Genomic DNA, 23,052 nt, shown 5'->3' with positions numbered 1-23,052 from the left:
CCATGGCTGCTGTACTGGACACGATCGATGCCACGCGCTGCCCGCTCTGCGGCGAGCAGAACCGCTGCGCGATGGAGGTTGCGCGCGAAACCGGCGAGCCGCAGGCGCCCTGCTGGTGCATGGCGGCGGATTTTCGCAACGCGCCGCTAGCGGCGGTGCCGCAGGAGACGCGCGGCAAGGCGTGCATCTGCGCGCGCTGCGCCGCAGGCACGCCTGTCGAATCCTAGGCCCCTAGGCCTTGCCGGCCTTTTAGAACTGCGCTGAGTTCTGCTGCTGGCTTTGCGCCTGCGACTGCTCGGCCGCAGGTTCGTTCGCCGAGGCGGCAGGCTGCGAGTCCGAAGGCAGCGGCACAGTCGGCGCAGCCGCCGTAGACGACGCGCGGTCGCGCTGCTCGGTCACCACGCAGTGGATGAACTGCAGCTTGCCCACGGCCGCGCGCGGTAGCACAAAGGGGTAGTAATCAGGCTGGCCCATGCTGCGCGACAGCTCGTTCAGCACATTGGTCAACAGCACCCAGCCGTTCAGAAAATCCAGGAACTTGGCAGCGCCGGGATGCTCCGGCCGCCACAGGTCTTCGAGCGTGAAGAGGTCGCTCGCGAGTTCGACGTTGGTGGCGTCCACGCCGAAGCTCATCGCCGTGTCGGTGGTGTCGGCCATGTGCAGGTAGTGGGCCCAGGTTTCGGCCCAGTCTTCCCACGGATGCATGCTCGCGTAGCTGCTCACGAAGTGAATCGACCAGTCGGGCGGCGGCCCCTGCTCGTAGTGCCGCTGGAGTGCCGCGGTGTAGTCGGCGCGCTCGTCGCCGAAGAGCGCGCGAAACTCGTCGAGCCATGGCGTGGGCTGCACCAGCAGGTCCCAGTAGTAATGGCCGATCTCGTGGCGAAAGTGCCCGAGCAGCGTTCGATAAGGCTCGCGCATTTCGGCGCGGATGCGCTCGCGCACGGCATCTTCGGCCTCTTCCGCGTTGAGGGTGATCACGCCGTGCTCGTGGCCGGTCATCACATGCGGGCTGCCCGGCATGTTGCTCAGGAAGTCGAACGCCAGGCCATGCGCCGGATCGGCGTGTCGGCTCACCACCGGCAGCCCGAGCGCCAGCAGCTGCGAAATGAGCCGGCGCTTCGCATGCTCCAGCTTGCGCCATAGCTCGCCGTTGCTTTCCACCGAAAGGTCTGGAATGGTGCGGTTGACGCTGCATGCCAGGCAGTAGCCGGGCGCCAGGCCGTCGGTGTTGAACGAAGGGTCGTCGCCCTCGCGCGGGGCCGGCACCATCCAGTTGCAGCTGGCGGCGGTCATGAGGTTGGCGCAGCGGCGGTATCTCTTGCCGTCCGGATTGCCGAACACGGTGAAGGTGTCGGGCGCGGGGCGCTCGCCCTCCGCTTCGTCCTGGCTTCCTTCTTCGGCGGCGACGGGCGCGAGCGGCACCACGCCGAGCCGGTCGATCACGTACCCGAGCGGCGTGCCGCAGGCCAGGCACTGGCTGTTGCGCAGGAACACCGGCCGGCCGCACTGGCAGCGGTAGGCGCGGCTGACGGTGGGCGCGGCCAGTTCGGCCGCGAGGTTGGGCGGCGCGTGCGCGGCCTGCGGGTCGGCTGCGGCCTGGTCGCCGGTTTGAACAGCGGCTTGATCGCCGGTTGGACCGCCGGCTTGATCGTCGGAATGCTCGACGGGTTGATCGGATTGGGGAGCCATGTCGTTTTTGTTTTCTCGGAAAGCAGTGCGGGACAGCGTGTGCATTGTGCGGCCGTTGCATCGGCGCCCATTCGCGCAAAGACCGATATGCTTGTAGGACGACGGACCCGCACCCGAAGCCGGGCCGCCGCTCCACGATGCCCACTCCCCCGCCCGAAGCCGCACCGCCGGCCCCGCCGACCCTTGGCACCATGCGCGACCGCTACGGTCCGCGCTACCGCTGGTACCTGCTGGTCTCGGTCATGGTGGGCGTGATGGCGTCGATCATGTCGTCGACCATCGTCAACGTGGCGATTCCGGGCATGAGCCACCACTTCTCGCTTGGCCAGGAGCGGGCGCAATGGGTGAGTTCGGGCTTCATGGTGGCCATGACCGTCTCGATGCTCACCACGCCCTGGCTGCTGTCGCGCTACGGCTACAGGCGCACCTACGTCGGCACCATGGTGCTGCTGCTTGTGGGCGGCGTGGCGGGCGGGCTGGCCAACAACTTCACGCTGGTGCTGCTGGCGCGCGTGGCCGAAGGGCTTGCCGCCGGCGTGGTGCAGCCCATTCCGGCCATCATCATCCTGCGCGCCTTCGAGCCGCACGAGCAGGGGCGCGCCAGCGGCATCTTCGGCATGGGTGTGGTACTGGCGCCGGCCATCGGCCCGAGCATCGGCGGCGTGCTGGTCGACCTGTTCGGCTGGCGCTCCATCTTCTTCATGGTGGTGCCGTTCTGCTTGGCCTCGCTCTGGCTGGCCTACAAGTTCGTGCCCACCACGGCGCCGGGCGGCGTGGCGGCCACGCGCGGCAGCGGGCTCGACTGGCGGGGCCTGGCGCTGGGCACGGCGGGCACGCTCTGCCTGCTGAACGGGCTGGTCGAGTTGCGCGGCGACTCGCCCATCGAAGCCGCCCTGCTGCTGAGCGGTGCGCTGGCAGCCTTGGCGGGCTTCATCTGGTGGCAGCGCCGGTTCGCGGCCTCGGGCGGCACGCCGCTGATGAACCTGGACCTCTTCCAGTACCGCCAGTTCGCCATGGGCAGCGTGGTCGCCTTCATCTACGGCACGGCGCTGTTCGGCTCGACCTACCTGCTGCCGGTGTACATGCAGGTGGGGCTGCAGCTGTCGGCCTCGCACGTCGGCACCATCCTGCTGCCGGCGGGCATTGTGCTGGCGGTTGCCATTGCCGGCGTGGGCCGGCTGGCCGACCGGCAGCCGACGTGGCTGCTGGTGAGCATCGGGCTGGCGCTGCTGGCGGCCTCCTTCGCGCTGATGGTGGTGCTGAGGCTCGACAGCGCCCTGTGGCTGCTGGTGGCGTTCGCCATCATCGGGCGCATCGGGCTCGGCTTCATCCTGCCTTCGCTCAACCTGGGTTCGATGCGGCCGCTGGCCAAGCCGCTGATTCCGCAGGGCGCCAGCGCCATCAACTTCTTGCGCATGCTCGGCGGTGCGGCGGGCGTGAGCCTGTGCGCCATCGTGCTCGAGTGGCGGCTGGCGGCGCATGGCGATTCGCTCGCCAACCCGACGAGCAGCGCCGCGCGGCTGGCGGCCTTCGACGAGGTGTTTCTGATGCTGGCGGCGCTGTGCGCGATTGCCATTTGCGCGGCTTGGCAGCTTCGGCAACCCACCCGGCAAGGGTAAGCACTTAGTAATACTTAAGCACCCGTCGTTTCTAATTGTTAGCATTTGTTAACTCACGGGATGGGTCTTTCATGCAGCGCAGAAGTTTTGTCGCTTCGACGGCGGTTTTCGCCGCGGGCTTGGCCCGTCTCTCCTCCGCACAGGCCGCCGAAGCGGGTGTGACCGACACCGAGATCCTGCTCGGCAGCTCGGCCGTGCTGAGCGGCCCGCTCGGTTCGCAGATCAAGGTCGTGCACAACGGCGCTGCGCTGGCCTTCGATGCCGCCAACGAACAAGGCGGCGTGGGCGGGCGCAAGATCAAGCTGGTGGCGCTGGACGACGAGCTGAAGCCCGAAAAAGCGCTAGAAAACTACGGCAAGCTGCTGAACGACCACCGCGTGTTCGCCTTCTTCGGCTGCGTGGGATCGGGCACCACCTCCGCCGCGGCCAAGCTGCTGCAGCAAAGCGGCGCGCCCAGCGTGGGCGGCTACGGCGTGGGCGACAGCGCCCGCGAGCGCGTGGCGGGCTCGGCCTACTTCGTGCGAGCCAGCAATGCCCGCGAGGCGCAGGCGCTGGTCGAGCACCTGTCGACCATCGGCGTGAGCAAGATCGCGATTGCCCACCTGGACAACCCCGGCGGCCTCGAGGCGGTAAAGCTGATCGAGGCGGCCATGGCCACCCACAAGCAGGCTCCCACGGCCGTGGTGGCGGTGAAGGGCGACGGCTCGACCTCGGCCGCCGCGGGGAAGGCGCTTGCCGACAGCCACCCCCAGGCCGTGCTGATGTACCTGGCCGGCACGGTGACCGGCGAAGTGATCAAGGCCATGTATGCCGCCGGCAGCAAGCCGATGTTCTACGGCATGTCGGTCGTCTCGGGCGAAGTCACGGCCAAGGTGGTTCCGCTGCAGGCGGGCGGGCTGGCCATTTCGCAAGTTACGCCGTACCCCTGGGGCGAGGTGGAAGCCGTCACGCGCGACTACCGCCGCCTGGCCGAGCGCGCCCAGGTGCCGGTGGGCTACGGCAGCTTCGAGGGCTACCTGAACGGGCTGGTGATGATCGAGGCGATCAAGCGCACCGGCCGCGACCTCACGCGCGCCCGCCTGCATGCCACGCTGCGCGCGCTCAAGCTGCGCCTGGCCGGCATGGACATCGACTTTTCGACCGGCGCCACCACCGGCTCGCGCTTCATCGAAATGGTGCGCGTCACGCCTGAAGGCCGGTTCGTTCGCTGAGCGTTGGGCGGGTTCGCCCGCGGCGGCTGCGCTCGCGCTTTAATAGCGCCATGTGCCAACTGCTCGGAATGAACTGCAACACGCCCACGGACGTGACCTTCAGCTTTACGGGCTTTGCCCAGCGCGGCGGCCGCACCGACCACCACGCCGACGGCTGGGGCATCGCCTTCTTCGAGGACCGGGGGCTGCGGCACTTCGTCGATCACATGCCGGCGAGCGAATCGCCCGTGGCCGAGCTCATCCGGCGCTATCCCATTCAAAGCCGCAACGTCATTGCGCACATCCGCAAGGCCACGCAGGGCGCCATCAACCTGCAGAACTGCCACCCTTTCGTGCGCGAACTGTGGGGCCGCTACTGGGTGTTTGCCCACAACGGCGACCTGAAGGACTTTCGGCCGCGCCTGCACGGCAACTTTCACCCGGTGGGCAACACCGATAGCGAGCACGCCTTCTGCTGGCTCATGCAGGAGCTGGCCAAGTCGCATGCGGGCGTGCCGAGCATCGAGGAGCTCACGCTCACGCTGCGCGAACTGGCGCCGCAGCTCGCCCGCCACGGCACCTTCAACTTCATGCTCTCGAACGGCCAGGCGCTCTGGGCCCATGCCTCCACCAACCTCTGGTACGTGGAACGCCGCCACCCCTTCGTCACCGCGCAGCTCGCGGACGAAGACCTCGAGATCGACTTTGCGCGGCACACCACGCCCAACGACCGCGTGGCGGTGGTGGTGACCGCGCCGCTCACCAGCAACGAGAGCTGGACGCCCTTCGTGCCGGGCGAGCTGCACGTGTTCGTGGACGGGCAGCGCTTCGGGCACTGAGGCGTTTCTACTGACACTTTTTCGCAACATTGAGAGAAAGTATCGGCAAACCGGTTCGGCGGGGTAACAATAATGGTTCTCATTTGCGCCCCTTTCGAACCTTTCAATGTCTTCTTCCTCCTCTTTCCTGCGCGCCAGCCTGCGCCCGACCGCTGCTGCCACGCTGCTCGCAATTCACGCCCTGGCCGCTACGGCCCAGACCGTCGCGCCGGCTGAAGCCGCCGGCACCCTCGGCACCGTTACCGTCGAAGCCAGCGCCGACGCCTCGGCCGAAGGCCTGACCAAGCCTTACGCCGGCGGCCAGGTGGCGCGCGGCGGGCGCGTCGGCATCCTGGGCACCCAGGACATGATGAGCACGCCGTTCTCGAGCACCAACTACACCAACGAGCTCATCCAGGACCAGCAGGCCAAGAGCGTTGCCGACGTGCTGCTCAACGACCCGTCGGTGCGCCAGGCGCGCGGCTTCGGCAACTTCCAGGAGCTCTACGTGGTGCGCGGCTTCCCCGTGTACTCGGACGACGTCGCCTACAACGGCCTCTACGGCATGCTGCCGCGCCAGTACATCGCCTCTGAATTCTTCGAGCGCGTGGAAGTGTTCCGCGGCGCCAACACCTTCCTGAACGGCGCGGCGCCCGGCGGCAGCGGCATCGGCGGTGCGATCAACCTGCTGCCCAAGCGCGCGTCCAACGAGCCGATCACCCGCGTCGGCTTCGGCGTGCAGACCGGCGGCCAGGGCTACGTGAACCTCGACCTGGCGCGCCGCTTCGGCCCCGACGACAGCCTGGGCGTTCGCGTGAATGCCGTGCGCCGCGAAGGCGGCACCGGCGTCCATAAAGAGAGCCAGCAGCTCAGCGCCTTTGCCGTCGGCCTGGACTGGCGCAACCGCAACGTGCGCCTGTCGGCCGACTTCGGCTACCAGGACTACGACCTCAAGGACGGCCGCCCGAGCCTCACGCCATCGTCGACGCTGCCGATCCCCAGCGCACCAGACGCCAGCACCAACTTTGCGCAGCCCTGGACCTACTCGAAGGAAAAGGACAAGTTCGCCACCTTCCGCGGCGAAGTCGACATCACCGACAACATCACCGCCTGGGCCGCCGGCGGCGTGCGCCGCAGCGACGAAGACAACGTGCTGGCGAACCCGACGCTCGCCGACGCGTTCGGCAACACCAGCGGCACGCGTTTCAGCAACACCCGCAAGGACCGCATCGGCACGGCCGAGATCGGCGTGCGCGGCAATTTCGTGACCGGACCGGTGAAGCACGCGGTGGTGGCTTCGGCCGCCACATACAGCAACGACCGCGACAACGCCTACACGATCTCGCGCGGCAGCCTGCGCAACAACATCTATGCGCCGTACGCGTCGCCCTTCCCGGTCGCCAATAACTTCACCGGCAACACGCTGGAAGACCCACGCCTGACCGACAAGATCAAGACCTCGAGCGTTGCAGTGGCCGACACCATGTCGTTCATGGACGACCGCCTGCTGGTCACGCTCGGCGTGCGCCGGCAGACGATCGAGCAGACCAGCTTCGCCTACAACACCGTCAAGGAAACGAGCGCCTACGACAAGAGCAAGACCACGCCGGTGGCCGGCGTCGTGTTCAAGATCACGCCGAGCACCTCGGTCTACGCGAACTACATCGAAGGTCTCGTCAAGGGCAACGTGGCACCCGGCACGGTCAACAGCCGTCCGGTCACCAACGCCGGCGAGGTGTTCGCGCCGTACCAGGCCAAGCAGAAGGAAGTCGGCGTCAAGTACGACGGAGGCACCATCGGTGCGAGCGCTGCCTTCTTCACCACCGACCAGCCGACCTACCAGTACGAGGGCCAGACCTACGGCCTCTACGGCAAGCAGCGCAACCAGGGCCTCGAGTTCTCGGTGTTCGGCCAGCCTGCCAAGGGCTTGCGCCTGCTGGGCGGCCTGACGCTGATCGACGCCAAGCAGAAGGACACGCAAGGCGGCGCCACCGATGGCCGCACGGCCATCGGCGTGGCCAAGCAGCAGGCCAACCTGGGCGCGGAGTGGGACGTGCCGAGTGTGCGCAACCTGTCGCTGAACGCGCGTTTGCTCTACACCTCCAAGCAGTACGCCAACGCCGCCAACACGCAGCAGATCCCGGGCTGGACGCGCTTCGACATCGGCGCGCGCTACCTGGTCGACCTGGGCAACGGCCGCGCGCTCACGCTGCGCGCGCGCATCGACAACCTGTTCAACAAGTCGTACTGGGCGTCGGTGGGCGGCACGCAGGGCTCCAACTACCTGGTCCTCGGCGCACCGCGCACCTTTGCGGTGAGCGGCACCATCGACTTCTGAGATGCGCGCCTTTGCGACGACAGTGCACCGCTGGGCGGGCCTCGCGGTTGCACTGTTCCTCATTGTCTCGGGCCTGACCGGCGCCGTGATTTCGTGGGACCACGAGATCGACGGCTGGCTCAACAGCGAGCTCTACGACACCGAATCGCGCGGGCCGTTCCGCGATCCGTTCGAGCTGGCCGCGGCGGTGGAGGCCGACGACCCGCGCGCGCGGGTCGCGTACATGCCGCTCGGCTTCGAGGAAGGCCATGCGGCCGGCTACTTCGTGCAGCCGCGCACCGACCCCGCCACCGGCAAGCCCTACCAGCTCGGCTACAACCGCGTGTACGTCGATCCCGTGACGGCCGAGATCCGCGGCCGGCGCGACTCGACCGCGATCTCGCTCAAGCCCGAGACGCTGATGCCCTTCTTGCGCAAGCTGCACTACATGCTGCACGTGCCGGCCGTGTGGGGTACCGACCGGCTGGGCTACTGGATCATGGGGGGCGTGGCGCTGGTGTGGCTGCTCGACAGCTTCTTTGCGCTGTACCTCACCACGCCGCGGCGCCAGCGGCAGGCCGCGCATCCCGAGCACCGCGCCGCGCTCGAATGGTGGCGCCGCTGGAAGCCGGCCTGGGCCGTGCGTTGGGCGGCCGGCGGCTACAAGCTCAACTTCGACCTGCACCGTGCGGGCGGGCTGTGGTTGTGGGCGCTGATCATCATCGTCGCCTTCACCTCGTTCTCGCTGAATCTCTACAAGGAGATCTTCCACCCGATGCTGTCGCTGGTGTCGAAGACCACGCCCGGGCCGTCGTCGCTGGTGCCGCTCGCGCCGCTGGGCACGCGCATCGAACCCGCCATCGGCTTCCGCCAGATCGTTGCCGACGCCGAAGCCGAGGCACGCCGGCGCGGCTGGGCCACGCCGCTGGGCGGCGTGTTCTACAACCAGCGCGGGGGTTTCTACAACGTGTCTTTCTTCGACCACGCCACGCACGACAGCAGCAACGGCATGGACCTGTCGAACCTCTACCTGGACGGCCGCGACGGCCGCGTCATCACCAGCAACCGGCCCTGGCACGGCACCGCGGCCGACGTGTTCGCGCAGCTGCAGTTGCCGCTGCACGGCGGGCGCATCCTGGGACTGCCGGGACGCATCCTGATGTCGCTCATGGGGCTGGTGGTGGCGGGCCTGTCCGTCACGGGCATCGTGATCTGGTGGCGCAAGCGGCGCGCGCGGCTGCTGCAGACACGGCGGCAGCGCGAAGTGGCGGCACAGCCGCACCACCTCGGCACCCCGGCGCCGCGCTGAAAGAAAGACCTAGGAAACTGCCGCGGCCAGGTGCGCCTCGAGCGCATCGATGAACATCTTCGGCACGTCGAAGCCGGTCTGCTCGGTGATCTCCTGGAAGCAGGTCGGGCTCGTCACGTTGATCTCGGTGACCGAGTCGCCGATCACGTCGAGCCCGATCAAGAGCAGCCCGCGCGGCGCGAGCACCCGGCCAATGGCCTCGGCGATCTCGCGGTTGCGCGCCGTGAGCGGCTGGGCCACGCCCTTGCCGCCGGCCGCCAGGTTGCCGCGCACCTCGGTGCCTTGCGGAATGCGCGCCAGCACAAAGGGCGCGGGCTCGCCCGCAATGATCAGGATGCGCTTGTCGCCCTGAACCACCTCTGGCACGAAGCGCTGCACCATGATGGTCTCGGCGCCGTTCTTGTTGAGCGTCTCGACGATGGAGCCGAGGTTCAACGCGTCCTGCTTCACGCGGAAGATGCCCATGCCGCCCATGCCGTCGAGTGGCTTCAGGATGATGTCGCCATGCTCGGCATGAAAGTCGCGCACGGCCTGCGCGCTGCGCGTGACCAGCGTGGGCGTGACGAACTGCGGAAACTCCATGATCGCGAGCTTCTCGGGGTGGTCGCGCAACGCGCTCGGCTTGTTGACCACGCGCGCGCCTTCGCGTCCGGCCTGCTCGAGCAGGTGCGTGGCATAGATGTATTCGGCGTCGAAGGGCGGGTCCTTGCGCATCAGCACGGCGTCGAAGTCCTTCAGCGCCTTGGCCTCGCTGATATCGACGCGGTACCAGTCCCTTGCGTCTCCGGTGAGCGTGATCTGCTGCACCGTGGCGGTGACCTGCCCGCCCGACTTCCACTGGATGTCCTGCGGCAGGCAGGCCGCGATGCGATAGCCGCGGCGCTGGGCCTCGCGCATCATCGAGAAAGTGGTGTCCTTGTAGATCTTGAAATGGTCGAGCGGGTCGGCGACGAAGAGGATATTTTTCATCAGTGAGTCTTTCCGGCGCCGGGTGTGGCCGCCATGTTGCTGCTGTCTGGCGCGATGTTGCCGGAAGCGGCGATGTCCTTGCCGGCGGAGGCCTTTGGCTTCGTGCGCCCGGCCTGCTGCACCGCCAATGCCAGCGCACCGGCCACCACACCCCAGAACGCCGAGCCGATGCCAAGGATGGCCACGCCCGAGAGCGTGACCAGGAAGGTGATGATCGCGGCCTCGCGGTGCGGCTCATCGCGCACCGCACCCGCCAGCCCGCTGCCGATGGTGCCCAGCAGTGCCAGGCCGGCAATGGCGGCGACCAGCTCTTTGGGAAACGCCGTGAGCAACCCGGTGACCGCGGCACCGAAGAATGCAATCACCACGTAGATGGCGCCGCAGCTTGCGGCCGCCGTGTAGCGCCGCGCCGGGTCTTCATGCGCCTCGCGGCCCATGCAGATGGCGGCGCTGATGGCGCCCAGGTTCAAGGCAAACGCGCCGAAGGGCGCCAGCACCAGTGTGGCCAGCCCGGTAATGGTGATGAGCTTGCTCACCGGCAGGTCGCCGTAGCCTGCTGCGCGTATCGTCGCGACGCCCGGCAGGTTCTGCGAGGCCATGGTGACGATGAATAGCGGCAGAGCCAGGCTGACGATGGCCTGCCAGCTGAACACCGGCATGGTGAACACGGGCCAGGTGAGCGAGAAGTGCACCGTCGACCAGCTCAGCTCGCCCCGCGCCGCCACGAAGGCAATGGCCACCAGCAGCGTGAGCGGCACCGCATAGCGCGGCAGCAAGCGCTTGGCGACCAGGTAGGTGCCGAGCATCAGCAGCACCAGCGGCAGCGCCGTCTTGGCGGCAATGAACGCATCGAGCCCGAAGCGCGCGAGCACACCGGCGAGCAGGGCCGAGGCAATCGCCATCGGAATCTTGTTCATGACCCGCTCGAACCAGCCCGTGGCCCCCGCCAGCACGATGAGCGCGGCGCAGGAAATGAAGGCGCCGACCGCCTCGCCCATGCCGTAGCTGCCCGCCGCGACGGCAAGCACGGCGGCGCCCGGCGTGCTCCAGGCAATCATCACCGGCTTGCGCCACCAGAGCGACAGCACGATGGATGGCAGGCCCATACCGATGCCCAGCGCCCACATCCACGAGGCCGCGATTTCGGGCGTGGCCCCGAAGGCCTGTGCGGCCTGGAACACGATGGCCACCGAGCTCGTGAAGCCCACGAGCACGGCGACGAAGCCCGCGGTGAAGGCCGAGAGGCTGAGATCCTTGAAAAACGACATCCGGCGATTGTGCCGGCTGGCCGGCAGACCGCCGAAATCGCGCGGGCCGCCTTTCAGGTCGAACCGAGGTAGGCCCGCGCGAGCGCCCCGTCGGCCGCGATCTCGGCCGCACTGCCTTCGGCCGCGATGCGCCCGCCCTCGATCACGTAGGCACGGTCGCACAGCGCGAGCGCAAGGGCCGCCATCTGGTCGACCAGCACCACCGTCAGCCCCTCGGCCCGCAGCCCGTCGAGCGCCTTGAACAGCTCGGCGATGATCTTCGGTGCCAAGCCCAGCGAGGGCTCGTCGAGCAGCAGCACGCGCGGCTTCGACATCAGGCCGCGCGCAATCGCCAGCATCTGCTGCTCGCCGCCCGAGAGCAGGCCGGCGCGCTGGTGCAGCCGCTCGCGCAGGCGCGGAAAGCGCCCGAGCATGGCCTCGGTGCGCGCCTCGATGTCGCGCCCGTCGAGAAACGCGCCCAGGCGGATGTTGTCCCGCACGCTGAGCTCGGGAAACACCTGCCGGCCTTCGGGCACCAGCACCAGGCCATGCGCCACAACACGTTCGGCCGCCAGGCCCGCGAGCTCGATGCCGTCGATATGGATGCCGCCCTGCACCGGCCGGTGCAAGCCCGCGAGCGAACGCATCAATGTCGACTTGCCCGCGCCGTTGGCGCCGAGCAGCGCCACCAGTTCGCCGCGCCGCACGCGCAGGTCGATGCCGTGCAGCACCGGCTCCGCGCCGTAGCCGGCGACAAGGCCGCCGACGCCGAGCAGCTCGGGCGCATCGGCCGGCAGCGGCGGGCGCGGTGCCCGGTCATCCGCCGGCGCATCGTCCGCCGCCAGGGCTTCACCGAGGTAGGCCTTGCGCACCGCGGGGTCGGCCTGGATCGCGGCCACGCCGCCCACGGCCAGCCTGCGGCCGGCGTCGAGCACCACGATGTGGTCCGAGATGCCCATCACAAGCTCCATGTCGTGCTCGACCAGCAGCACGCCGATGCCCGCGGCCGCGATGCGCTGCAGCAGCGCCGCAAGCAGCACCTTGTCTTCGCGCGAGAGGCCGGCCGCGGGCTCGTCGAGCAAGAGCGCTTGCGGCGCGGTGGCCAGCGCGCGTGCGATCTCGACCAGCCGGCGGTCGACATGCGCGAGATCGGCGGCCCGCGCCTGTGCGGACCCCGCATAGCCGCAGAACGCGAGGAGCCGCCGCGCCTCGGCACGCGCCGCCGCCGAGCGAAAGCGCCGCGCACCGAGCAGCGGCCCGAGCGTGCCGCGGCCGAGCGCAAGCGCCACGTTGTCTTCCACGCTGAGGCTGCCGAAGAGCTGCGAGGTCTGGTAGGTGCGCGCCACGCCGGCGCGCGCAATGCGGTAGGCGCGCTGCCCTTGCAAGGCCGACTCGCCCAGGCGGAAACCGCCGCCGGTGGGCCGGTAGAACCCGCTCAGCATGTTCAGCACGGTGGTCTTGCCGGCACCGTTGGGGCCGATCAGGCTGGTGATGCCGCCAGGCTGCGTGGCAAAGGCCAGGTCGCCCACCGCGCGCACCCCGCCGAACTGCATCGTGAGGCCCTCGGTGCGGATCGGCGCGCCCGTTGCGCGCGGCGCAAGGCCCGCATCTCCAGTGGCCGCAAGCGGCGCTTCGGCGGGCTGCTTGCCGATGCGCGCTGCAATGCGGCGCCAGAGCCCGGCGGCCCCCTCGGGTGCAACCCAGAGCACCACCAGCAAGAGCAGGCCGAATATGAGCAGCCGGTATTCCTCGAAGCTCGCGAGCAGCTCCGGCAGCAGGCCCACCACGAGCGCGCCCACCAGCGGGCCCGCGACGGAGCCCGCCCCGCCGATCATCACCACGAGCACGAACAGGATCGACTGGCCGAAACCGAAGGTGTGCGGCGTGACGAAACCCGAGAGCGGCGCGAACAGCCCGCCAGCAGCGCCTGCGCAAAGCGCCGAGACGGCAAAGGCCACGGTCTTGATGCGCAGGGGATCGAGTCCGATGGATTCAGCCGCGGTTTCGCTGTCGCGCACCGCGCGCATCGCAGCGCCCCAACAGCCGCGCGAGAGCATCGCAAAAGCCGCGAGCGCCACGCCCGCCGTGAGCACCGCGAGCATTGCCGCCGCGCGCTCGCCCTGTGCAAGGCCGCCGAGCACCGGACCCGCGATGCCCATGATGCCGTTCTGCCCGCCCGTGAGGTCGCGCGCCTCGACGATGGCATGCTCGACGATGAAGCCGAAGGCGATGGTGATCATCGCAAGGTAAGGGCCCCTGGCGCGCAGCGCCGGCAGCGCGAGCAATGCGCCCATGGCACCGGCGATCAGCGCGCCCGCGGGCCAGGCGGCCCAGAAGCTCCAGCCAGCCTTGCCCGTGAGGATGGCGACCGCGTAGGCGCCGATGGCATAGAAGCCCACATGGCCGAAGGACATCTGCCCCGTGAGCCCGAGCAGCACGTTGAGCCCGATGCCCACGATGGCGAAGAGCGCAACATTGGCGAGCACGAAAACGTAATAGCCGTTGACCGTAGCCGCGAGCGCCACGCCCGCCGCCATGGCCGCCGCGAGCCCTGCCAGCGCGGCCCAGCGCATGCCGATGCCGCTCATACTTTTTTCACCGCCGCGCGGCCGAAGAGCCCCTGCGGCCGCAGCGCGAGCACCGCGATCACCAGGCCGAAGGTCAATATCTGCGTGTAGCCCGAGCCGAGCGTGGCGGTGATCAGCGCCTCGGCAAGTCCGAACAGCAGGCCCGCGCCCATCACGCCCCATGCACTGGTGATGCCGCCGAGGATCGCCACCGCAAAGGCCTTGAGCCCGAACAGCGTGCCCATGTCGGCCTGCACGTTGAAGAGCGGCGCGATCAGCACGCCCGCCACGCCCGCAAGCACCGCCGACAGCGCAAAGGCCGCAGCCACTGCGCGGCGGATCGGAATGCCCATGAGCCGCGCGGCCGCGGGGTTCTGCACCACGGCCAGCATGCCGATGCCCCAGCGCGTGCGGCGCGCCACCAGGTGCAGCACCGCCGCAAGCGCCAGGCCCGCGAGCGGAATGAGCAACTGCAGCGGGTACACGCCAAGCCCCACCTCGCCCACCTGCAGCGGCGTGACCGCGAGCGGCGAAGGCAAGCTGCGCGGCTCCTTGCCGAAGGTGAACATCACCAGGTTGTCGACCACCATGCCGAGCGCAACCGTCGCCATCAGCCAGGCTTCGGAACCGCGGCTCGCAAAGGGCCGCACCGCCGCGAACTCGACCAGGAGGCCATAGGCGCCGCAGAGCGCGAGCGCCAGCAGCACCGCGAGCGGCATCGGCCAGCCCAGCGTCTGCGCGAACCAGAAGGTGAAGACCGCGCCCAGCATCATCGCGCTGCCCTGCGCGAAGTTGACGGTGCCCGAGACGGCATAGGTCACGTGGAAGCCGAGCGCGATCAGCCCGTACATGCTGCCGAGCCCCAGCCCGCTGATCCATGCGGACAGCAGCATCATTTCGCCGCGGCCATGCCCACCGGCAGGATGCGGTTGTCGATGAACTGCGCCCATACGTAGTCGCTCGCGGTCACCGCGTCGTGCACGCCAGGCGAAAAGGGCTTGTCGTAGGTCTTGATGAGCCCTTCGTACTTGCCGATCTTGTAGAAGCCCTGGCGCACCGCGTCGCCGTCGGTCGAGCCGGCGGCCGCAATGGCCAGCGCGGCGAGCTGCATGCCGTCGTAGGCATTGGCCACGCCCACGGCGGGCGTGATGTCGTCCGGGCCCTTGATGGCCGGGTACTTTGCCTTGAGCGCCGCAATCACCCTCTCGCCGACCGGCGACTGCTTGCCGAAGAAGCTGTAGGTCTGCACGAAGTGCACGTTCTTGCCGTTCGGTCCGGCCAGCTCGGTGAAGCGCCCGCCCGCCGGACCCCAGTGCGAGACGATCGGCACCTGCCAGCCCATGCGGTCGAGCGACTTCACCACCTGCGCCGAGGGACCGACGTTGCCCACCATGAAGAGCGTGTCGGCGCCCGCGGCCTTCAGGCGCGTGAGCTGCGGCACCACGTCGACGTCGTTGCCGTCGAACTTCTCCACGCCCACGGCCTTCAGGCCCTTGGCCGCCAGCGCGGCGTGCAGGCCCTTCTCGTTCGATTCGCCCCAGGGGTTGTTCACCAGGATCATCCCGAACTTGCTCGACTTGAAGGTCTTCTGTGCGTAATCGAGCATGCCCACGTTGACGATTTCGTCGACCGCCGAAACGCGGAAGGCGAAGTTGGGGTTGGCGCCGTTCTTGGTGATGGGAGTGCCCGCGGCCCAGGGGCCCATGAACGGCGTCTTCTCCTGATTGGCAATCGGCACGATGGCCATCGACACGGGCGTGTCGAGCCCGCCGAAGAGCACCGCCACTTTCTCCTTGAAGATCAGCTCGCGCGCGGAGACCACGCCCTTGGCGGGATTGGCTTCATCGTCGCGGCGCACCAGTTCGAGCTTGCGCCCGCCAAGCAGGCCGCCCTTGGCGTTGATCTCGTCGATGGCGACGGTGAGGCCGCGCGTGATGGCTTCGCCGGCCAGCGCCGACTGGCCCGAGAGCGCGGTGACGAGGCCGATCTTGATCGGGTCGGCAGCGAAGGCCGTGCCCGCCGTGAGACAGGTTGCGGCCGCGGCGGCGGCCAGGCAAAGCGAGCGGCGGCTCAGGCGGGGAAGGCGGATGGTGCGGGTCATGGCGAGCTCCTGGATCGAAGGGGGACAACAACGGGCGGCACCCAACAAGGTGCATCGGCATCCGCCTAAGCGGTTGGCTCGTCCCGGATGCAAGCGCCATGCCAAGTCAACAATCCATCACTCATATTGTCGACAATTTATGCTTTTGCAAGTCGACAATTCGGCACGAGAATTGCTGCAAAGACCTTCAAGCCTTTCGCCATGCACCGCCATGGCCCATCAATGGAGAACCCCATGGACACATCCGCTGCGCCCACGCTCACCGACCCTGCCGCCGTGATCGACGAATTCCTTCGGCTGGTGATGATTCCCGACCCGGAGTCGGCCTCGCGCTACACCGCGCCCGGCATTCGCATCCGCTTCACGGGCAACCGCCCGATGCAGGCACCCGGCGACACCTCGGCCTTCAATGCCAAGCGCTATGCGTGGGTCAAGAAGAAGATCGAACGCACCGAGGTGGTGGCCGGCGGCACGCCTGAAGAAACCGTGGTCTACAGCCTGGGCACGCTCTATGGCGCATGGCCGGACGGCACGGCCTTCGAGGGCAACCGCTACGTCGACCGCTACGTGGTGAGCCACGGGCTCATCGTGCAGATGGACGTGTGGAACGACAGCGCCGAGTGGTTGCTGGTGCGCGCCGGGCTTGCAGTGCTGTGAGGCAAGGCGCATGACGACGCGCTGGCCCGAGCTGCTGCCCTCGCACGGGCGCTTCGACTACCGGCCGATCACGCGCCGGCCCGACTACGCGTGGCCCAACGGCGCGCGGCTTGCGGTGTACCTGGGTTTCAACATTGAACACTTCGCGTTCGGCGACGGGCTCGGCGCCTGCATCGGCCCGGCCTCGCCGCAGCCCGACGTGCTGAACCACGGCTGGCGTGAGTACGGCAACCGCGTGGGCGCCTGGCGCTGCCTCGAGCTCTTCGATGCGCTCGGGCTGCCCACGGGCGCCCTGGTGAACACCGCGCTGTACGACCATTGCCCGGAACTGGTGCGGGCCCTGGTGGCGCGCGGCGACGAGCTTATCGGCCATGGCCACAGCAACGCCGAGCGCCAGGGCGCGCTGGACGAAGCCCATGAACGCGCATTGCTCGTGCGCTGCCGCGAGCGCATGCTGCGCGAGAGCGGGCAGGCGCCCGCGGGATGGCTGTCGCCGTGGATCTCCGAAAGCGCGCGCACGCCCGACCTGCTGGCGGAGACCGGCTACGGCTACACCCTCAACTGGTGCCACGACGACCAGCCCGTGCGCATGCGCACGCGCGGAGGCGGCGCCATCTGGTCGGTGCCTTATCCGCAGGAGCTCAACGACATTCCGATGATCGTCGGCCGGCTGATGGACGCGAAGGACTTCAGCGCGATGGTGGTCGACAACTTCGACGAGATGCGCGAGCAGGCGCGCGCGCAGCCGCTGGTGATGGGCCTCGCGCTGCATCCGTACATCGTGGGCCAGCCTTACCGGCTGCGGCACCTGCGCACGGCGCTCGCGCACCTTGCACGCGCGCGCGACCGAGGCGAGATCTGGTTCACCACACCGGGTGCGATTGCGGCGCACGTCGCGCAGCTCGCCGTCGAGCGGCCTGGGGAGTTCGACTGAGGCGGGCTCGATAATCGCGCGTCGTCCTGCTCATCCTGCCCATGGCCCGCTCTCCTTCTTCGCTGAAAACCACCGCTGCAAGGCAGCCCGTCGCGGACGCCCCGCCTGACGACGGCGACATCGAGGAGCGCATCTACCGCTCGGTGTTCGAAGGCGTGACCCACCAGCGCCTGGCGCCCGGCACCAAGCTGCCCGAGGCGTCGCTGTGCGAGCTGTTCGGCGTGAGCCGCGCGATGGTGCGCAAGGTGCTGCAGCGGCTTGCGCACGACCACATCGTCGAGCTGCGGCCGAACCGCGGCGCCATCGTGGCCATGCCCTCGCCCGAGGAAACGCGGCAGATCTTCGAGGCCCGCCGTGCGCTCGAAGCCGCGCTGGTGCGCATGGCGGTGCGCAACGCCACCCGCGCCGAGATTGCCGAGCTGCGCCGGCACCTGAAGGAAGAGCATGCGGCCATGCACCGCTACACGCAGCCCGAATGGGCGCGGCTCGCGAGCTCGTTCCACCTGCGCGTTGCGCGGCTCGCACGCAACCCGATCCTCGAACGCTACCTGACGGAGCTGATGTCGCGCTGCTCGCTGATCGTGGCGCTTTACGAGCCGCCCGGCAATGCCGCTTGCGAGCACGACGAGCATGCGGAAGTGGTCGACGCGATTGCGCGAGGCGATGCCGACACCGCGGTGCGCCTCATGGAAGAGCACCTGCTGGTGCTCGAGCGCAACATCGCACTCGACCGCCCGGCCTCGCAGCGCAGCCTGGGGCAGATGCTGGGTTTGGGCTAAGGCGCAATCGGGCAGCCGCACGCAGGCGGCCTGCGCCTCAGATCTCGATTTTCGAGCCCAGCTCCACCACCGCGTTGTTCGGAAGCCCCAGGAAGGCCGCGGCGCCGCTAGCGTTGTGGTGCATCTGCGCAAACAGCTTCTCGCGCCACGGCGCCATGCCGCTGCCGAGCGTGGGAATGACGACGTCGCGCGAGAGGAAGTAGCTCGTCGCCATGGGCTCGAGCTGGCAGCCGCGCAGACGCGCATGCTCCAGCGCGCGCGGCAGGTCGATATCGTTCTTGAACCCGTAGTGCACGATGATCTGCCAGCAATGGTGGCCGAGCGCCTCGATCTCGATGCGCTTGTCCATCGGGATCCAGGGCACCTCGTGGTTGCGCACGGTCACGAACATGTTCTGCTCGTGCAGCACCTTGTTGTGCTTCAGGTTGTGCAGCAGCGCGTTGGGCACCACACCGGGCTCCGCGGTAAGGAACACCGCCGTGCCTTCCACGCGCGCGGGCGGGCTTTCGAACACGGAGTCGAGAAAGGCTTTCAGCTCGATCGCATCGGCGCGCTGCACCTCGCCCATCAGGCGGCGGCCTTCCTTCCAGGTGATCATCAAGGTGAACACGAAGCCGCCGATCACCAGCGGGAACCAGCCGCCTTCGAACAGCTTGAGCAGGTTGGACGCGAAGAACAGGAAGTCGACCACGAAGAAGACGGCCGTGGACGCAATGCACAGCGCCAGCGGCAGCTTCCACGCATAGCGGATCACGAAGAAGGTCAGCACCGTGGTGATGAGCATGTCGGTGGTCACCGCAATGCCGTAGGCCGCGGCCAGACTGCTCGAGGTGCGGAACATCACCACCGCCAGCACGATGGCCACGAACAGCCCCCAGTTGACCAGCGGAATATAGATCTGCCCGGCCGTGCGCACGCTCGTGTGCTCGATGTTCAGGCGCGGCAGGTAGCCCAGCTGAATGACCTGGCGCGTGACGCTGAACGCACCGGTGATGAGAGCCTGCGATGCGATCACCGTCGACATCGTGGCCAGCAGCACCAGCGGAATGAGGGCCCATTCGGGCGCCATCATGAAGAAGGGGTTCTTCACGGCATCCGGGTTCTCGAGCAGCAGCGCGCCCTGGCCGAAGTAGTTGAGCGTCAGCGCCGGCATCACGACCGAGAACCAGGCCACGCGGATCGGCCGCTTGCCGAAGTGGCCCAGGTCGGCATACAGCGCTTCGGCGCCGGTCACGCACAGCACCAAGGCCCCGAGCAGAATGAAGCTGGTGCCCGGGTTGTCCCACATGAACTTCAGCGCGAACCAGGGGTTCAGCGCCTTGAGGATTTCAGGATGGTGAATGATCTGCGACACGCCAAGCACCGCAATGGCCGCGAACCACGCCAGCGTGATCGGCCCAAAGAACTTGCCGATGCCCGCCGTGCCGCGCTTCTGCACCGCGAACAGGCAGAACAGCACCACCAGGGTGATCGGGATCACGTAATGCTTGAAGTGCGGCGACACCACTTCGAGGCCTTCGACAGCGGAAAGCACCGAAATGGCCGGCGTGATGACGCCGTCGCCATAGAACAACGAGGTGCCGAAAATGCCCACCAGCAGCAGCACATGGCGCAGCTTGGGCTTGTCGGCTACCGCTCGAGAGGCCAGCGCCAGCATGGCGACCAGCCCGCCCTCGCCTTCGTTGTCGGCCCGCAGCACCAGCACCACGTACTTGATCGACACGATGACGGTGAGCGTCCAGAAGAACATCGACAGGATGCCGTAGACGTTCTCGACGGTGAAAGGCACGTGGCCGTGGCCGAACACTTCCTTGACTGCATACAGCACGCTGGTGCCGATGTCGCCATAGACGACGCCGACGGCGCCGATGATCAAGGCGACGGAGGAAGAGGATTTGGGAGATGACACGAAGTCGATGGGAAAAAGAGCGAATTGCAAGCGCGTAACCAGGCGTTACGCGCACCGGAGTGCTGCCGCGATGGAATTTCCAGCCGCTGCGCGCACCCTTCGCCCTTTTCTTTCCTTTGCTGTGGGGCCGCTATTTTGCCGCCGACCGCACGCGCCGCAAGCCGCCCCGCGAAATCATTCGTAGATTTCGGCGTCCGGATCGGTGGCTTCCATCTCGTAACTGGCCGCCACCATGGCCAGGCGGCCCACCACGCCATACATGTAGAAGCGGTTCGGCGCGCTCGCGCCGGGCTTGGCGCCGGGCTGCGGCAGATGCGCGCTTTCCGAAAAAGCCAGCGGCACAAAGCTCGCGCCCGGGGACTTGAGGTTTTCGTCCGGGGCGCGCTCGGCATGCACGCGGTAGAAACCGCCCACCACGTAGCGGTCCATCATGTAGACCACCGGCTCGGCCACGCCGTTGTGCACCCGCTCGTTGGTCAGCACGCCTTCCTGCACGATCACCTCGCCGGGCCCGCGCAGTTCCCTGGCCGCGGCGGCCTTGGTGCTCGACGATGCGGCGCGCGGCTTTCCGACCAGCCCTTCGACCTCTTTCGCGTCATGCACCGTGATCACGCCCGGGCCGTCGCTGCCGGTATGGCCCTTGACGATCACGAAGGGCTTCTCGTTGATGCCGTATTCCTTGTATTTGCGGCGCACCTTGGTCAGCACCGCGTCCACATGGCTGGTCAGCACGTCGATGCCGCGGCCTTCGGCAAAGTCGACGCCCTCGGCGCGCGCATAGATGGGATTGATGAGCCACGGGTCGATGCCCAGCAGCTTGCCGAAGCGCTTGGAGAGCTCTTCGTAGCTGTGCAGGTGGTTGCTCTTGCGCCGCACCGACCAGCCGGCGTGCAGCGGCGGCAGCAGGTACTGCTCGTGCAGGTCTTCCAGGATGCCCGGCGTACCGGCCGAAAGCTCGTTGTTGAGCAGGATGGTGCAGGGGTCGAAATTCTTGAGCCCCAGGCGCCGCTTGCTGCGCACCACGGGCTCCAGGCACACCGTTTCGCCGTTGGGCAGCTCGATCTTCTTGGGCGACTTGATCGCCGGATCGATCGACCCCACCCGCACGTTGAGCCCCGCCATGTGGAAGATGCGCACCAGCTGCGCAATGTTGGCGAGGTAGAAGGTGTTCTTCGAGTGGTTCTCGGGAATGACGAGCAGGTTGCGCGCCTCCGGACAGATCTTCTCGATGGCGGCCTGTGCGGCCTGCACTGCCAGCGGCAGCATTTCCTTGGTGAGATTGTTCCAGCCGCCCGGAAACAGATTGGTGTCGACCGGTGCGAGCTTGAAGCCGGCATTGCGGATGTCGACGGCGCTGTAGAACGGCGGCGTGTGCTCCATCCATTCGAGCCGGAACCAGCGCTCGATGGCGGGCGTCGAGTCGAGTACCCGCTGCTCCAGTTCGTTGATCGGGCCGGTCAGGGCGGTGACGAGATGCGGAACCATGCGGCGGCCTTGTTGGTTTTGTACTTGAAGGTAGAGCGGAATTGTAGGATTTGGGGGTGGCCGCCCCAATGACAAGACTACGTACGGCAGTCTTGGTTCAATCCGCCCGCCTTCGGTGCATCAACTCCGGACTTCGCCCTGCCCAAGCACCACATACTTGAGCGAGGTCAGCCCTTCGATGCCGACCGGCCCGCGTGCATGGAACTTGTCGGTGCTGATGCCGATTTCGGCCCCCAGGCCAAACTCGAAACCGTCTGCGAAGCGTGTACTCGCATTGACCATGACGCTCGCCGAATCGACCTCTCGCAAAAAGCGCTGTGCATGCACATGGTCGCGCGTGACGATGGCGTCGGTGTGGTGGCTCGAGTAGCGGTTGATGTGCGCAATGGCCTCGTCCACGCCCTCGACCACCTTGATGCTGATCACCGCGGCAAGGTATTCCTCGGACCAGTCGGACTCGACCGCATCGACGATTTTTCCGCTTGAGTTGACGGCATCGTCCGCGCGCAGGATGCGGGCCGCAACCGGGTCGCAGCGCATTTCCACGCCCTTGGCCGCAAAGATGGCACCGATGCGGGGCAGGAAATCTTCGGCCACCGCCGCCGACACCAGCAGGCCCTCGGCCGCGTTGCAGGGGCTGTATTTCTGGGTCTTGGCGTTGTCGACGATGCGCAGCGCCATTTCAAACTCTGCCGTGTCGTCCACGTAGACATGGCAGTTGCCGTCCAGGTGCTTGATGACCGGCACCTTGGCGTCGCGGCTGATGCGCTCGATCAGGCCCTTGCCGCCGCGCGGAATGATCACGTCCACGAACTCGGGCATGGCGATGAGCTGGCCCACGGCCTCGCGGTCGGTGGTCTGCACCAGTTGCACCGCTTCGACCGGCAGCCCGGCCTCGGCCAGCGCCTCGGACACCAGCAACGCCAGCGCCTTGTTCGATTCGATGGCCTCCGAGCCGCCGCGCAGGATGGCCGCGTTGCCGCTCTTGATGGCGAGGCTCGCGGCCTCGATGGTCACGTTGGGGCGGCTCTCGTAGATCATGCCGAACACGCCGATCGGCACGCGCATCTGGCCCACGCGGATGCCGCTGGGCTGCTGCTTCATGCCGATGATCTCGCCGATCACGTCCGCCATGCCCGCGAGCTGCTCGCAGCCCTGTGCCACGGTCTCGATGACCTTGGGCGTGAGCTTGAGGCGGTCGACCATCGGCGCCGACAGGCCCGCGGCCGTGGCGCGCTCCAGGTCCTTCTGGTTGGCCTCGGAAAGGCCGGGGCCGGCTTCGCGCAGGCGCTTGGCCAGGGCTTTCAATGCTCTGTTTTTGGTAGCTGCATCCGCACGGGCCATGAGGAATGCGGCGGATTTGGCTTGCAGGCCGAGGGCCTGCATGTGCTCGCTGACGTTGAACGCGTTCATGTCGGCATTTTCCTGCATTTGGATCAACCTCGGGCTTTGCACCCCTTGA

18 protein-coding genes are annotated in these 23,052 nt (G+C 67.7%); 9 read left to right on the top strand and 9 right to left on the bottom strand.

The features are described from left to right. The first annotated feature begins 2 nt into the window (after positions 1-2). Entirely contained in the window at positions 3-227 is a 225-nt protein-coding gene (locus V9K97_RS08320; RefSeq protein ID WP_337317480.1) for a cysteine-rich CWC family protein, read from the top strand. Between the two features lie 22 nt (positions 228-249). Here V9K97_RS08320 and V9K97_RS08315 read toward each other — a convergent pair whose 3' ends face one another. Further along, a complete protein-coding gene (locus tag V9K97_RS08315) occupies positions 250-1,689 on the bottom strand; it encodes a zinc-binding metallopeptidase family protein (RefSeq protein ID WP_258503685.1) in 1,440 nt (479 codons plus the stop codon). A gap of 137 nt (positions 1,690-1,826) precedes the next feature. Here V9K97_RS08315 and V9K97_RS08310 point away from each other — a divergent pair, with 137 nt between their 5' ends. The 5 genes from V9K97_RS08310 (at position 1,827) to V9K97_RS08290 (ending at position 8,942) form a co-directional block, all read left to right on the top strand. After that, the gene (locus V9K97_RS08310; protein WP_337317478.1) at positions 1,827-3,308 is read left to right on the top strand and encodes a DHA2 family efflux MFS transporter permease subunit; all 1,482 of its coding nucleotides are present in this window, start codon (positions 1,827-1,829) and stop codon (positions 3,306-3,308) included. A gap of 71 nt (positions 3,309-3,379) precedes the next feature. After that, positions 3,380-4,519 carry an ABC transporter substrate-binding protein gene (locus V9K97_RS08305; protein WP_258503681.1) on the top strand — a complete coding sequence of 380 codons (1,140 nt, stop codon included), beginning with the start codon at positions 3,380-3,382 and terminating at the stop codon, positions 4,517-4,519. A 50-nt stretch (positions 4,520-4,569) separates the two neighbouring features. After that, positions 4,570-5,337 (top strand): class II glutamine amidotransferase, encoded by a 768-nt coding sequence (locus V9K97_RS08300; protein ID WP_157611715.1) that lies wholly within the window; start codon positions 4,570-4,572, stop codon positions 5,335-5,337. A 106-nt stretch (positions 5,338-5,443) separates the two neighbouring features. Then, positions 5,444-7,654, top strand: coding sequence for a TonB-dependent receptor (locus V9K97_RS08295; protein ID WP_337317476.1), 2,211 nt, complete (start codon positions 5,444-5,446; stop codon positions 7,652-7,654). A gap of 1 nt (position 7,655) precedes the next feature. Next, the gene (locus V9K97_RS08290; protein WP_337317475.1) at positions 7,656-8,942 is read left to right on the top strand and encodes a PepSY-associated TM helix domain-containing protein; all 1,287 of its coding nucleotides are present in this window, start codon (positions 7,656-7,658) and stop codon (positions 8,940-8,942) included. A gap of 9 nt (positions 8,943-8,951) precedes the next feature. Here the strand turns inward: V9K97_RS08290 and gshB are convergent, their stop codons facing one another. The 5 genes from gshB to V9K97_RS08265 are packed head-to-tail and all read right to left on the bottom strand — an operon-like array spanning position 8,952 to position 15,826. Beyond that, complete coding sequence (gshB, locus tag V9K97_RS08285) at positions 8,952-9,911, bottom strand: glutathione synthase (protein ID WP_337317473.1); 960 nt, start codon at positions 9,909-9,911, stop codon at positions 8,952-8,954. Beyond that, on the bottom strand, positions 9,911-11,179 hold the full coding sequence (locus V9K97_RS08280) for a benzoate/H(+) symporter BenE family transporter (protein WP_337317471.1): 1,269 nt from the start codon (positions 11,177-11,179) through the stop codon (positions 9,911-9,913). Before V9K97_RS08280 ends, gshB begins: the two co-directional genes overlap by 1 nt. Positions 11,180-11,232: 53 nt before the next feature. Continuing rightward, positions 11,233-13,746, bottom strand: coding sequence for a branched-chain amino acid ABC transporter ATP-binding protein/permease (locus V9K97_RS08275; RefSeq protein WP_443302893.1), 2,514 nt, complete (start codon positions 13,744-13,746; stop codon positions 11,233-11,235). Beyond that, positions 13,743-14,621, bottom strand: coding sequence for a branched-chain amino acid ABC transporter permease (locus tag V9K97_RS08270; RefSeq protein WP_337296482.1), 879 nt, complete (start codon positions 14,619-14,621; stop codon positions 13,743-13,745). The genes V9K97_RS08275 and V9K97_RS08270 overlap by 4 nt, the downstream gene beginning before the upstream one ends. Beyond that, entirely contained in the window at positions 14,618-15,826 is a 1,209-nt protein-coding gene (locus V9K97_RS08265; protein WP_337317470.1) for an ABC transporter substrate-binding protein, read from the bottom strand. The genes V9K97_RS08270 and V9K97_RS08265 overlap by 4 nt, the downstream gene beginning before the upstream one ends. A gap of 234 nt (positions 15,827-16,060) precedes the next feature. Between V9K97_RS08265 and V9K97_RS08260 the strand changes: the two genes are divergently transcribed. From V9K97_RS08260 to V9K97_RS08250, 3 genes are read left to right on the top strand one after another with little or no spacing between them, the layout of a single operon-like run. Then, on the top strand, positions 16,061-16,483 hold the full coding sequence (locus V9K97_RS08260; protein ID WP_337317468.1) for a nuclear transport factor 2 family protein: 423 nt from the start codon (positions 16,061-16,063) through the stop codon (positions 16,481-16,483). 10 nt (positions 16,484-16,493) lie between these two features. Continuing rightward, positions 16,494-17,417 carry a polysaccharide deacetylase family protein gene (locus V9K97_RS08255; RefSeq protein WP_337317466.1) on the top strand — a complete coding sequence of 308 codons (924 nt, stop codon included), beginning with the start codon at positions 16,494-16,496 and terminating at the stop codon, positions 17,415-17,417. Positions 17,418-17,458: 41 nt separating this feature from the next. Then, a complete protein-coding gene (locus V9K97_RS08250; RefSeq protein WP_337317464.1) occupies positions 17,459-18,196 on the top strand; it encodes a GntR family transcriptional regulator in 738 nt (245 codons plus the stop codon). A gap of 37 nt (positions 18,197-18,233) precedes the next feature. Here V9K97_RS08250 and V9K97_RS08245 read toward each other — a convergent pair whose 3' ends face one another. The 3 genes from V9K97_RS08245 to V9K97_RS08235 form a co-directional block, all read right to left on the bottom strand. Further along, positions 18,234-20,105, bottom strand: a complete 1,872-nt coding sequence (locus V9K97_RS08245; RefSeq protein ID WP_337317462.1) for a potassium transporter Kup — start codon at positions 20,103-20,105, stop codon at positions 18,234-18,236. Between the two features lie 174 nt (positions 20,106-20,279). Continuing rightward, complete coding sequence (gene gshA / locus V9K97_RS08240; RefSeq protein ID WP_337296486.1) at positions 20,280-21,590, bottom strand: glutamate--cysteine ligase; 1,311 nt, start codon at positions 21,588-21,590, stop codon at positions 20,280-20,282. A 120-nt stretch (positions 21,591-21,710) separates the two neighbouring features. After that, complete coding sequence (locus tag V9K97_RS08235; protein ID WP_337317460.1) at positions 21,711-23,003, bottom strand: glutamate-5-semialdehyde dehydrogenase; 1,293 nt, start codon at positions 23,001-23,003, stop codon at positions 21,711-21,713. Positions 23,004-23,052 lie beyond the last annotated feature (49 nt).

The organism is Variovorax sp. CCNWLW186 (assembly GCF_037203865.1).
Lineage (GTDB): Bacteria > Pseudomonadota > Gammaproteobacteria > Burkholderiales > Burkholderiaceae_C > Variovorax.
Note: the sequence above shows the minus strand (reverse complement) of the source record. Positions and strands in the feature narration are given on the sequence as shown.